This window comes from Micromonospora sp. WMMD967 (genome assembly GCF_029626165.1).
Taxonomy (GTDB): Bacteria; Actinomycetota; Actinomycetes; order Mycobacteriales; family Micromonosporaceae; genus Micromonospora; species Micromonospora taraxaci.
Window position 1 is genome coordinate 5,188,750 of the sequence record NZ_JARUBK010000001.1, and the last position, 12,535, is coordinate 5,201,284.

Annotated in this window: 11 protein-coding genes; 7 read left to right on the forward strand and 4 right to left on the reverse strand. The window is 70.1% G+C overall.

Annotated features, from left to right (window positions below):
• The first annotated feature begins 42 nt into the window (after positions 1-42).
• Positions 43-759: an MBL fold metallo-hydrolase gene (locus O7631_RS23515; protein WP_278146205.1), complete on the forward strand. Its 717-nt coding sequence runs from the start codon at positions 43-45 to the stop codon at positions 757-759.
• Between the two features lie 11 nt (positions 760-770).
• On the opposite strand, the gene O7631_RS23520 is transcribed toward O7631_RS23515, so the two are convergent.
• A complete protein-coding gene (locus O7631_RS23520; protein ID WP_278146206.1) occupies positions 771-1,106 on the reverse strand; it encodes a hypothetical protein in 336 nt (111 codons plus the stop codon).
• A 248-nt stretch (positions 1,107-1,354) separates the two neighbouring features.
• On the opposite strand from O7631_RS23520, the gene O7631_RS23525 reads away from it, so the two are divergent.
• The 5 genes from O7631_RS23525 to O7631_RS23545 all read left to right on the forward strand — a co-directional run bounded on the left by O7631_RS23525 (position 1,355) and on the right by O7631_RS23545 (position 5,998).
• On the forward strand, positions 1,355-1,810 hold the full coding sequence (locus tag O7631_RS23525; RefSeq protein WP_278146207.1) for an RNA polymerase sigma factor: 456 nt from the start codon (positions 1,355-1,357) through the stop codon (positions 1,808-1,810).
• Complete coding sequence (locus O7631_RS23530; RefSeq protein WP_278146208.1) at positions 1,803-2,513, forward strand: hypothetical protein; 711 nt, start codon at positions 1,803-1,805, stop codon at positions 2,511-2,513. Before O7631_RS23525 ends, O7631_RS23530 begins: the two co-directional genes overlap by 8 nt.
• 325 nt (positions 2,514-2,838) lie before the next feature.
• A complete protein-coding gene (locus O7631_RS23535) occupies positions 2,839-3,345 on the forward strand; it encodes a hypothetical protein (RefSeq protein ID WP_278146209.1) in 507 nt (168 codons plus the stop codon).
• A gap of 188 nt (positions 3,346-3,533) precedes the next feature.
• On the forward strand, positions 3,534-4,058 hold the full coding sequence (locus tag O7631_RS23540) for a hypothetical protein (protein ID WP_278146210.1): 525 nt from the start codon (positions 3,534-3,536) through the stop codon (positions 4,056-4,058).
• Positions 4,059-4,543: 485 nt separating this feature from the next.
• Positions 4,544-5,998: a M56 family metallopeptidase gene (locus O7631_RS23545; RefSeq protein ID WP_278146211.1), complete on the forward strand. Its 1,455-nt coding sequence runs from the start codon at positions 4,544-4,546 to the stop codon at positions 5,996-5,998.
• On the opposite strand, the gene O7631_RS23550 is transcribed toward O7631_RS23545, so the two are convergent.
• Positions 5,928-6,458, reverse strand: a complete 531-nt coding sequence (locus tag O7631_RS23550; RefSeq protein ID WP_278146212.1) for a hypothetical protein — start codon at positions 6,456-6,458, stop codon at positions 5,928-5,930. The two genes, O7631_RS23545 and O7631_RS23550, sit on opposite strands and share 71 nt — an antisense overlap.
• A gap of 677 nt (positions 6,459-7,135) precedes the next feature.
• Here O7631_RS23550 and ileS point away from each other — a divergent pair.
• Positions 7,136-10,252 (forward strand): isoleucine--tRNA ligase, encoded by a 3,117-nt coding sequence (ileS, locus tag O7631_RS23555; protein WP_347403543.1) that lies wholly within the window; start codon positions 7,136-7,138, stop codon positions 10,250-10,252.
• Between the two features lie 19 nt (positions 10,253-10,271).
• Here ileS and O7631_RS23560 read toward each other — a convergent pair whose 3' ends face one another.
• Together O7631_RS23560 and O7631_RS23565 are read right to left on the reverse strand one after the other, a co-directional pair.
• Positions 10,272-11,168 carry an aldo/keto reductase gene (locus O7631_RS23560; RefSeq protein ID WP_278146214.1) on the reverse strand — a complete coding sequence of 299 codons (897 nt, stop codon included), beginning with the start codon at positions 11,166-11,168 and terminating at the stop codon, positions 10,272-10,274.
• A gap of 73 nt (positions 11,169-11,241) precedes the next feature.
• Positions 11,242-12,492, reverse strand: a complete 1,251-nt coding sequence (locus O7631_RS23565) for an MFS transporter (protein WP_278146215.1) — start codon at positions 12,490-12,492, stop codon at positions 11,242-11,244.
• Between the last annotated feature and the right edge of the window lie 43 nt (positions 12,493-12,535).

Sequence of the window (12,535 nt, forward strand, 5' to 3'; positions counted from 1 at the left end):
CGCCGCAGCAGCGTCCACGATCAATTCCGGAGGTCGATCACCATGGTCGCCCCACAGTTCCACCACCTGGCCGGCCGTGTCTGGATCTGTCCGGGCGATCCCGACCCGGAGGCCGTCCAGGCCGGCGTCGCCGTCGTGGTCGACGAGCGCGGCAGTGTGATGATCGACGCCGGGCAGAGCCCCACGCACGCCCGCGAGATCCAAGTCGCGCTCGCCGCCGCCGGGCTACCGCAGCCACGCTGGCTCGTCTACACCCACCACCACTGGGACCACGTCTGGGGAGCCTGCGCCTGGCCCGGTGTCGAGATCGTCGGGCACGAGACGGCCGTGCCGCTGCTGCAGGCCGAGGCCGGCCGGCCCTGGAGCCACCACTACCTGGACGAGCAGGTACGCGCCGACCCGCGCCTCGGCCCGAGCTTCCGGGCGCGGGCACGGGCGGTGAACTCCTGGGACGACTTCACGGTCCTCCCACCGACCCGGACCTTCACCGACGCCGACGAGTTGCCGGTCGGCGTGGGGCTACGGCACGTCGGAGGTGGTCACGCCCCGGATTCGACAGTCGTCCTGGTGCCCGACTCGGGTGTCATGGTGTTGGGCGACTGCTTCTACCCGCCGCCGGCCCACCTGCGCCGACCCGGGGACGGCCTCGACCTGGGCCTGGTCCGACGACTGCTCGCCGACGACTACCACTGGTACGTCTCCAGCCACGCCGAGCCGATGACCGCCGTACAGGCCCGCTCAGCCGTCGAGGACGCCTGAGCAGGCGAGTCTCACCGGGCGTGGCGTTCCGGGTGGGCGCGGTTCCACACCCGCATCCGTTCCGGGTAGCCGGTGCGGGCGGCCTCGTACAGCGGCACCGCGTGCTTGCGGGCGATGGTCCCCGCCGCCCGGGGCGTACCGGTGCGCCGTCGGATCCACTCACCGTCGTGGGCGATCACCACCACCGTGGTGTCCGTCGCCGTGGTCTCCGGCTCCAGGTAGAACTCCACGCCCCGCCGGCTGGCGACGAACGCCTCCAGCGCCGCGAGGTCCTCGCGGGTCGCCTCCCGGTCCAGCTTCGTCGGGGTCGTCTCGGCACCCCGTGCCCGGCGATTGAACCAGCTCATGACCAGCCCCTCTCCTCGACACCTCCCCCCAGTGCACCACCGAATCCTGGCAATACGCTGCACGCCGGGTGGGAGCAACCTGACCCGCGCCGGATGGAACCCGCGACGCGTGGGCGGTGTCATGAGTGTGATCCGAACGGAGGCCTCCCCTGGACGACGACACTCTCGTCACCCGCGCTCGGGCCGGTGACCTGGAGGCGTACGACCTCCTGGTCGCCCGGCACACCGCGTCCGCGTACCGGACGGCGGTGCTGCTCGGCGCCGGTTCGGACTCCGAGGACGTCACGCAGGAGGCGTTCGTGAAGGCGTACCGCAAGCTGTCCCGCTACCGGGGCGATTCGTCCTTCCGCTCGTGGTTGCTCGCGATCGTCGCCAACGAGACCCGCAACCTGCACCGGTCCCGGGGCCGGCGGGACGGGCTGGTCCTGCGGGCGGCGGCGGCCGACCCGACGTCGGAGATCGCCGAGGACGGGGCGGTCGGCGCGGTCCTCGCCGGGGAGCGCCGGGAGGCGCTGGTCGGGGCCCTGCGGCAACTGCCGGTACGGGACCGCGAGGTGATCGTCTGTCGGTACTTCCTCGATCTCACCGAGGAGGAGACGGTGGCGGCACTGGGCTGGCCCCGGGGGACAGTGAAGTCGCGCACCTCCCGTGCGTTGGCGAAACTCCGCGGTCTCCTCGAGCGGGAGGAGGTCCGGCATGGGTGACCTCGAACGGGAGTTGCGCGACCTGTCCGCCTGGTTGGAGACACCCGAGCCGCCCGACGTGACCGCCCGTGTCCGCGTACGACTCGACAGGCCCGTGCGCCGGTGGCGTCCGCTCGCCGCGGCGGCGCTGGTCGCCCTCCTGGTCGCGTTGGTGCCGCCGACGCGCGCCGCCGTCGCGGACGCCGTTGCCGGGCTGCTGCGGTTCGCCGGTGTCAGCATCGCCACCTCGTCCGCCCCGTCGCCGGCCGTCGGCATCCCGTCGCCGTTGCCCGCGCAGCGGACCGTCGCCCTGGACGAGGCGCAGCGGGCGGTGCGGTTCCCGATCCGGCTACCGGCGTCGTTGGGTCCGCCCGAGCAGGTGCTGGTCGCCGATCCCGACCCTTCGGGTGTCTGCCGGGTGGCGACGCTGCTCTACGACGGGGGCGCGCTGCGCATCGACGCGTTCGACGGTCGCCTCAACCTGGCCTTCCACAAGGAGGTCACCCCGCCGGGGGCGGAGTGGACGCAGGTCGACGGCGACTTCGCGGTCTGGGTCGACCGACCACACGTGTTGTCGTACGTGGACCGGGCGGGCGAGGTCCACGAGGAGACCGCCCGACTCGCCGCCTCGACGCTGATCTGGCGGGACGCCGACGTGAGCTACCGGCTCGAAGGGTCCCTCAGCAAGGCCGAGGCGATCGAGATCGCCCGCTCACTGCGTTAGGGGCGTCGTCGACCGTTTATCGCGGCACGGTCAGTGAGGCACGCCGGCCGGGAACTCCTCGACCCCCAGCACCCGCAGCAGCTCGAGCTTCTCCCGGGACTCGGCGTCGGCCGGCGTCAGCACCAGCAGCGGCCGTGCCGAAGGGTGCCGCGCGTGGTGACCGTTACCCGGCGGCGTTCATGTCGAGCCTCGGCGTCGGCAACTAGCGCCTCGTCACGCACGGGTGGTGCACCACCGGGCAACGACGACGCAGTAGGAACCCGGGAGGCCCGGGCGGTGTCGGAAAGACGTGACGAGTCGTCGACGGGTACCGGAAGGGGTCGAGATGGTTTCCTGGGGCAGATTGACGCTGGCATTCTCGATGGTCCTGCTGGCGGGGTGCACCACCGCGACCAGCGGCGCGGCGCCGACGGCGGGTGCCGCCACCACCGTTAGCGCCCCCACTGCCTGCGCGGCGCGGGTCGAGACGGGGTCGCTGCCGGACTGGGCGGACGCCGGTTTCAGCGGTGACGCCCGCGTCCCGCACGTCTTCGGCGCGAAGGGCGACATCGTGGCGGTGCTGTTCGCTCACCCGCTGCGGCAGCACCGCGAGGACGGGTCGAACAACAAGATCCTGTGGGTGGCCCAGGCCTCCACGACGTCCGCTGACCCCACCGCGCCCGCGACCCTGGTGATCACCGCGACGCTGGACGGCACCGACACCACCGTCACCCGGGAGGTCGCCGGCGGTCCGGGTCCGTCGATCATCGACGTGCCCCAGGCTGGTTGCTGGCGCCTCGACCTGCGCTGGTCCGGGCACACCGACACGATGGACCTGGTCTACGCGCCCTGAGCGCACGGCCCGCCTGGTGCTGCAACGGCACTCGGTCAGGGGGAGCCGTGTCGTCGGTAGTGGCAGGTGCGGGGCTCGGTGTCGGCGTGTGACCAGCATACGAGCGCAGCACACTCTGCCGCATTCTCGACACAGCTACTGCCGAGTCGCAGGATTCGCGAGGTACCCCGCGTCAGTACCGTCCGGGTATGGAGCTGACCACGCAAGCCGACAGGCAGGCTCAGATCGTCGCCCTGGCTCGACCTGCGGTCGCCCGACTAGCACCTGAGGAACTGCCGCTGCTGGAAGCCACCGTAGCGGCGAGTCAGCGGCGGACGCACGGGCGGCGCGTCAGCCGCAGTGAGGAGATGCTGGGTTTCGGCTGGGACGAGTCGACCTCGGTTCTGACGTTCGCGGCGATCGGCGCGGCGCAGGCGGTTCTGGTGTTCGTCGGCGAGCAGGCCGGTGAGGTGTTGCGTGAGGAGGTGTCCACTGCCGCCCGGAAACGCGTTCGCCGGTGGTTCACCCGGCGCGCTCACAAGAAGGCCGGCCAGCCCGGTGACCCAGTGGCCATTGTTCTGAATGATGAAGAGCTCCGACGGGTCAGGCGGGTCGCGCGGGCTACCGCGCGAGACTTCGGCCTGGACCGAGGAGATGCCGACATCCTGGCGGACGCCATCGTGGGTCGGCTAGGTCTGCCGCTCAACAACGATCCGCCGTCCGAGGAGGCGTGACCGGGGTCGGATCGCCGCACATCGCCACGCGGCGCGCTGTCGCGCCATGGTCGCTGCCTTCCGCGCTGGGCCCTCGATTCGGTGTACTGGTCTGTGCCGTACTGGCCACGGCTACGGCGTTGACCGAGGTAGTGGCGTCTAACGCACGGGAGATCCCCCTCCCCGAGCCCGGCACCGAGTGCTGGCAGGTTCGACTCGGACTGCTGGGCCAAGGCCCGCTAAAGCTGCCCCGACCGACGGATCCCTCGTGGTCCTCGCAGGTTGCGGCTCTGGCGGACAGGTACCCGGACTGCTTCAATCGCCCCCAACCTGACTTGCCCTCACCGATCCTGCCTCTGGCCGCCCTGGTGTTGCTCGGGGCCTGTCTCGTGGCGTATCTCGTCTGGCCGTACTGGAGGTTGACCCGAGAGGGCCTGTCGGACGCGGAGACCCTCCCCGGCGTCGGCCCCCAGCTACGGGAGCTACGGAGTATCGCCGGCGTACGGGTGCGTTTTGTGGTGGATCTGACAAGTCCTAGGGTCACGGGGCTCGCGTTTGGCCATGCCGGGCGGCGTTACATCGCGCTCAACCGAGGGCTGATTGCCTTGGCTGATCGCGATCCGGCCCAGTTTCGTGGCGTGGTTCTCCATGAGTTGGCCCATGTCAGAAACCGCGACATCGACGTCGCGTACTTCACCGTGCTGCTGTGGCGGGTCTTCGTGGGCGTGTTCCTGATCCCGATCGTGCTGCTGTTCGAGGATGCGTTGAGTAATGCCAGCTTCTCTCGAGGCGGTCCTTTCGGGCTTCTGCTGCAGGTGTGGATCCTCGCCGTCGTGGTTCTGCTCTGCCACCACGCGGTGCTGCGGGAACGGGAACTAGAGGCCGACCTACGCGCCGGCTCCTGGGGGGCTGACGACGCCCTACGCCGCACTTTCGCTCGGCTTGCACCGCGCGAATACGAGGAGAGCGGGTGGCACCGCATACGCCGTTTCCTCCACGGCCTGATCGTTCTGCACCCTGAACCGTGGCTCCGGGCCGCCGCGCTGGGTGCGCCGGGCTCCGGGCCGAGGGCTCAACCGCTACCTGCATCGCAGGCCTTGATGCTGGGACTCATCGTCGGCTTGACCTGGATGCCCAGTCTGCTCGTTCTCTCCACGGTGGAACGGTCGACCGGTCTGCTCCCTGACGCCTTGACCTTGCCTGCGGTGGCCGTGCCCGCGCTCGCGCCGCTGACCTCGCTGTTCGGCCTAGCTGTCGGCGTGCTTGTCTGGCGCGCGGTACTGACGACCCTCGCCGACGCAGCCGTGTGGCGGCGAATTCACCTCTTTGGCCTTAGCTTGGGCGCAGGACTTGCGGGCGGTGAACTGCTTACCCCGCAGGACTCTCTGCTCGGCCCCGGTGCGTTCGGGTTGCTGCACGCGGCGGTTCTGGAACCGCCCGCTCGTCTGGCGTACGCGGGGCTACTCCTGGTCGGTGCGTGGCTGTTCGTCTGCTGGTCGGCGGTGAGCGCCGTGGCCTGGCGCACGTCGCTGCTTCGCCTGGGCGGCCGCCGGCTCGGCTATTCGTCTTCACACCAACCGGCGGCCGTCGTGTGGCTGGCCACCACCGTGGGTGCGGTGGCCATGACGGGCTGGCTCACGCCACTGCTGGGGCATCGGACGCTGAGTGAGCCGGCAGCGGTGGCTGGCGACGCCGGCCGGTACTTTGATTACCTTACCGACGGCTTCACCGAGGTCGTTCCGCGCCAGGCAATGATCATGTTGCTGATAGTGATGCTGGCGCTGCCGGTAGTTGGTCTGTTGACTGGAATGTCGGGCGGCCGGAGCATCCACGTGTCCGGCCTCAGGGCGCCGGACATCCGCGCAGAGCACCCTCACCAGGTTGACGACGTCAATAGAATATGCCCGGCGTGCAGTGCCAACCATCGCCGTCGGGATCGTTGCCCGGGCCAGATGGAATGACGGGCGTGACAAACGGGAGTTTCGTGGGGTCCTCCCACATCGCATCGTTCCACCCCGGCTCGCTGGCTGGAAACACCCCGCGGAGGGCGGTGAGCCATTCTTTGTCGGTAACGGGTGGTCCGATTTTCAGTTTGGAAAAGCACGACTTACCGTAGATTCCGATGCGGAACGCGATGTGCACAGGAACCACGCCAGACAGCACGACCATTGGATACTTCGGGACAATCAGACCAGTTTGCCCCTTGTAGGCGTAGGCCGCAGTGGCACCAAGGATGTTGGTATCAAGGTCCGGCATGTCAACCCGGCGATAGTCCGCCTCTGCCATCACGGCATCGATCTCGACGGCCGACAATGGCTTCGACTCCGGAGCCTCCCCTCTGGATGCCCAGTGCCGCAACGCGATCAGGCCCACGAGGGCGAGCACGACCAAGACCGCCAAGCTTTTGAGATGCGCGCGCATCGTCCATCCTTCAACGGCTTCTACCGCCTAGGGCTGAGCTGGAGACGAAGCCGTAGGCATGGTTTGAGTTGTGCGAGAGGGCGCGCGGCCTGGCGCCTCATGCAAAGGGCGGCGGGAATGGCCGTGGCTGCGCGACACGCCGAACGCATTCTTCACAAGAACCCGAGAGGCAAGCCATCCTCGCGTTATGAGCCACCTTCCCGCTCATCCTGTCAGGCACTACTGCTCAAGTAGGCTCGACTTCTCGGTATCGTTGCGCACTAAGCGAGACCGGTGGAGCGATGTGTCAGACTTTGGTCACGGTCAAACAAGAATTCCCACGAAATAATGTCGGACGTAACCCTGGGACGTGAGGGTCGTCCTGTCTGAACGTGAGGCCGCTGGCCCCGCGCACGGACGGCTATGCTCGACGGCATCGGCACCGATCCGGCCATCACCGGGGAGCCTCCGGAAGAACGGGCACGTCAACGCCCCAGTAGAACCGGACGTCGCGGCACGTCACGTCGCGAAATCGAGCGGCGCCCGCACCACCGGGGCGCAAGCGGGGTGGTACCGCGGAGTTCTGGCCATACGCCTGACGCTTCGTCCCCGCGTGGGCAGTGAGCTGATGCCCGCGTGAGCGGACGTGGAGTGTAGGGAGAACGTCGGTGCCGGACGGTCCATCGAAGTCGCCATTCGTGCCACTGCCCACCAGGATCGACCTTGGTGGGATGGACCGTGCGGTCATCGAGTGGTGGCGGGCCAACGACGTGTTCGACCGGAGCCTGGAACGGACGGCCGACGGGCCGCCGTGGGTGTTCTACGAGGGACCGCCGACCGCCAACGGCACGCCGGGCACCCACCACATCGAGGCGCGGGTGTTCAAGGACCTCTTCCCCCGGTACCGGACGATGCGGGGCTTCTCGGTGCCCCGCCGCGCCGGGTGGGACTGCCACGGCCTGCCGGTCGAGCTCGCTGTGGAGAAGGAGCTGGGGCTCAGGGGCAAGCCCGACATCGAGAAGATGGGTGTGGCGGAGTTCAACGCCCTGTGCCGCACCTCGGTGCTGCGGCACGTGGACGAGTTCGTCCAGCTCAGCCAGCGGATGGGTTACTGGATCGACCTGGAGCACCCGTACCAGACGATGTCCCCGGAGTACGTGGACAGTGTCTGGTGGTCACTGAAGCGGATCCACGACGGCGGGCGCCTGGTGGAGGACTTCCGGGTGGCGCCGTACTGCACCCGCGACGGCACGACCCTGTCCGACCACGAGGTGGCGCAGGGGTACGAGACGGTCACCGACCCGTCCGTGTACGTGCGGTTTCCGTTGCGCGAGGACGTGGCCGGACACCGCGACGTCGAGCTGTTGATCTGGACCACCACGCCGTGGACCCTGGTGTCCAACACCGCCGTCGCCGTCCACCCCACTGTGATGTACGCGCTCGCCCGCACCGAACGGGGCACGTTCGTCGTCGCCGAGCCGTTGGCCCGGCGGGTCCTCGGTGAGGAGGCGGAGATCCTGGCGACGGTGCCGGGATCGGCCCTGGAGGGGTTGCGCTACGAGCGACCGTTCGACCTGGTGGAGATCCCGGACGCGCACCGCGTGGTCCTCGCGGACTACGTCACCACCGAGGACGGCACCGGCCTGGTGCACCAGGCGCCGGCCTTCGGGGCGGACGACCTCGCCGTCTGCCGCGCCTACGGGTTGCCGTTGGTGAACCCGGTCGCCCCGAACGGGCGGTTCACCGACGACATCGACCTGGTTGGCGGGGTGTTCTTCAAGGACGCCGACGCGTTGCTCATCGACCGGCTCCGGGAGTCCGGTCGGTTGTTCCGGCACGAGCCGTTCGAGCACCCCTACCCGCACTGCTGGCGTTGCCACACCCCGCTGATGTACTACGCGCAGCCGTCCTGGTACATCCGGACCACGGAGGTACGCGACCAGCTGACCCGGGAGAACGAGAACACGAACTGGTTCCCGGAGCACATCAAACACGGCCGGTACGGCGACTGGCTGAAGAACAACATCGACTGGGCGGTGTCCCGTTCCCGTTACTGGGGCACCCCGTTGCCGCTGTGGCGGTGCCCGGACGACCACGTGACAGCGGTGGGCTCCCGCGCCGAGCTCGGGGAGCTGGCCGGCGCCGACCTGTCCGAGCTGGATCCGCACCGCCCGTACGTCGACGAGATCACCTTCGCGTGCCCGGACTGTGGCCGGACCGCCACCCGGGTTCCCGAGGTGATCGATGCCTGGTACGACTCCGGGGCGATGCCGTTCGCGTCGTTGGGCTACCCCCACGTGCCGGGCAGCGAGGAGATCTTCGAGCGCAGTTACCCGGCCCAGTACATCTGCGAGGCGATCGACCAGACGCGGGGCTGGTTCTACACGCTGATGGCGGTGGGCACCCTGGTCTTCGACCGGTCCCCGTACGAGAACGTCGTCTGCCTGGGGCACATCCTGGCCGAGGACGGCCGCAAGATGAGCAAACACCTGGGCAACATCCTGCTGCCGATCCCGTTGATGGACACCCACGGCGCCGACGCGGTGCGCTGGTTCATGGCGTGCTCCGGCTCACCGTGGTCGCCGCGCCGGATCGGTCCCGGTCCGCTCGACGAGATCGTCCGCAAGGTGTTGATGACCTACTGGAACACCGCCGCGTTCTTCTCCCTGTACGCGGCGAACGCGACGTGGACGCCGCACCTGGCCCAGCCGGTCGCCCGACGACCGGTGCTGGACAGGTGGATCGTCGGCGAGGTCCACGCCCTCGCCGCCGCCGTGGACGAACGGATGCGCAACTACGACACGGCCCGCGCCGGCCGGCTGCTCGCCGACTTCATCGACGACCTGTCGAACTGGTACGTGCGGCGCTCGCGGCAGCGTTTCTGGGAGGGCGACACCGACGCCCTCACCACCCTGTACGAGTGCCTCGACATCCTCACGCGGCTTCTCGCGCCGTTCATCCCCTTCATCACGGAGGAGGTGTGGCAGCAGGTCATCCGGCGCGGGGCCGCGTCGGCACCGGAGTCGGTGCACCTGGCGACCTGGCCCATGCCCGACACCACGGTGATCAGCACGGAGCTGTCGGCCCAGGTGGCCACGGCGCGGGCGTTGGCCGAGGCGGGCCGGTCCGCCCGTAAGGCGAGCAGCCTGCGGATCCGTCAGCCGTTGAGTCGGGCGCTCGTGGGACTGCCGGCCGGCACGGTGCTCCCGCAGGCGTTGCTGGACGACATCGGCGACGAGTTGAACGTCAAGGTCCTCCAGCCGCTCGACTCCCAGAGCGGAGTCATCGACGTGCGGGTCAAGGCGAACTTCCGGACACTGGGTCGCCGGTTCGGCAACCGTACCCAGCAGGTCGCGAAGGCCGTCGCCGGTGTGTCCGCGCGGGATCTGGTCGACGGTGTCCGGGCGAACGGGACGTACCCGCTGTCGGTCGACGGCGAACTGGTCGAGGTGGGTCTGGACGACATCCTGGTCACGGAGGTGCCGCGCACCGGTTGGGTGGTGGAGTCCCAGCGCGGAGTGACCATCGCGCTGGACACCGGGATCACCCCGGAGTTGGCAGCCGAGGGCGTCGCTCGCGACGTCGTCCGCATCGTCCAGCAGGCCCGCCGCGAGGCTGGTCTGGAGGTCTCCGACCGGATCACGGTGTCGATCGCCGCGCCCGCCGATGTCGCGGCGGCGATCTCCGCGCATCGGAAGCTCATCGCGCACGAGACCCTCGCGCTCCGCCTGACGGTGGCGGACGCGGTGTCGGAGGGCTTTACCGGCACCGTGGGCGACGGTCAGGAGATCGTCGTGCACGTCGTACGGACCTGAGCGGTGGGGGGACAGACGATCACGCAAGACGGGTCAGGTCGTCGGCGGTCAGGCGCAGGGCTCCGGCGGCGATGTTCTGTTCCAGGTGGTGCGGGTCCGCGGTGCCCGGGATGGCCAGCACGTGTGGGCCCTGGTGCAGGGTCCACGCCAGGCGTACCTGGTGCCCGGTGACACCGTGCGCACGGGCGACGACCTCGACGGCCTCGCCCTGGGTGGCGGTCGCGCCCTTCTCCCGGCCGGTGCCGGCGAGCGCGAAGAACGGCACGTAGGCGATGCCCCTTTCGCCGCAGAGCCGGACGACGGCGTCCTGCTCCCGGTAGGCGTCCACCCCGTAGTTGTTCTGGACGCAGACCACCGGCGCGATGCCCGCCACCTCGTCGAGCTGCTCGGGCCGGACGTTGGAGAGCCCGAGGTGCCGGATCAGCCCGGCGGCACGCAGGTCGGCGAGCGCGCCGAACCGCTCGGTCAGCGGCACCTCGCCGGGCCCTCGGCCGAGACGCAGGTTCACCACGTCGAGGTGGTCGCGGCCGAGCCGACGCAGGTTCTCCTCCACCTGGGCACGCAACTGCGTCGGGGTGAACGCTTCGGTGAAGCCCGCCTCCCTGTCGTACCCGAAGCCGACCTTGGTGGTGATGACCAGGTCCTGGGGGTACGGGGCGAGCGCCGCGCGGATCAGCTCGGTGGCGTAGCGGGCCGGGCCGGTGCCGACCCGCAGGGTTCCGCCGGGCGAGACGTAGAACGCGGCCGTGTCGATGTGGTTGACGCCCAGCTCGACGGCGCGGCGCAGCAGCGCGACGGCCCGGGCCGGGTCGGGGTCGGCGGTGATCCGCATGGAGCCGAAGCCCATCCGGCGCACGGTGCGGTCGCCCAGTGTCCAGGTGCCCGCCGCTGCGGCGGTGATCTCGTCGGTTGGCATCGGGCGACCCTAACCAGCTCGGGTACGTGACGCAGTCGGCCACGCACCCGATACCGCTCGACGGCGGCGTGGGTTAGTTTTTAGTGGCGGACGAAACGGCGTGCGGCGGGCGCAGCACCGGCACCAGCAGCAGTGTCGGCAGCAACAGCAGCGGCACCACCAGCAGGGCCCGCAGGGTGCCGACCTCGTCGCCGAGCAGCCCCAGCAGCGGAGGGCCACCGAGGAACGCGGTGTAGCCGATCACCGCGACGACGCTCACCCGCACCGCCGCGTGCGCCTCGTCGTCGGCGGCAGCGCTCATGCCGACCGGGAAGCCCAGCGACGCGCCGAGGCCCCACAGCGCGACGCCGACGACGGCCACCGGCCCGGAGCCGGCCAGCACGGCCAGGCCGGCGCCGACCACGGCGAGCCCGATGGTGCCGCTGAGCACCGGCACCCGACCCCACCGGTCCAGCGCGATGGTGCCGGCGGTGCGCCCGACGGTCATGCCCACGACGAAGACCGCGAAGACGGCCGCGCCGGCGGCCTCGCTGAGGTCCCGTCCGTCGATGAACGCGACGGCCAGCCAGTCGTTGGCGGCTCCCTCGGTGAACGCCGCCACCAGCACGAAGAGCCCGATCAGCAGGGTGCGCGGCTCCCGCCAGGCGGCGAGTTGCGCCCGACGGCGGGCGGCCGGGGTGGCGTCCGCCGGGTCGCCGGTGGCGTCGACGCCCTGGGGCAGGTACGTCCGGGCGGCGAGCACCGTGCCGGTCAACACGACCACCGCCACCGCGACGAGGTGCGTGCCCACCGCCACGTCGAACCGGGCCGCCCCGGCGCCGAGCGCCGCTCCGGCCACCGATCCGAGGCTCCATCCCGCGTGGAAACGAGGCATGATCGTGCGGCCGAGCCGACGCTCCACCGCCGCGCCCTCGACGTTCATCGCCACGTCACAGGCGCCGGAGCCGTAGCCGAACGCGACGAGGCCCACGGCGACGACGGCGAACGACCCGGTCATCGTGGCACCCAGCCCCGCCACGGTCAGACCGACCGCGACCACCCCGGTGGCGAGGGTGACGGTGCGGGCCGCACCGAGACGCTGGGCGAGCAGCCCGGCGGTGGGCATGGCGAGCAGCGCGCCGACGCTCATGGCCAGCAGCAGCAGCCCGAGCCGGCCGGCGGAGAGGTCCAACGCCTCGCGGACCGCCGGTACCCGGGAGAACCAGCTGCCGACCGCGAGCCCGTTGAGGGTGAAGGTGGCCGCGACACCGTTTCTGGCGAGCAGCACCGCTTTCGCGGACGGCACGGCGGCCGGGGCTACGGGTCGACTGGTGGGGGCGCTCACGGGGTGGGTCCTCTTCCTCGGGGTGATCTCCTGGGACGATCGC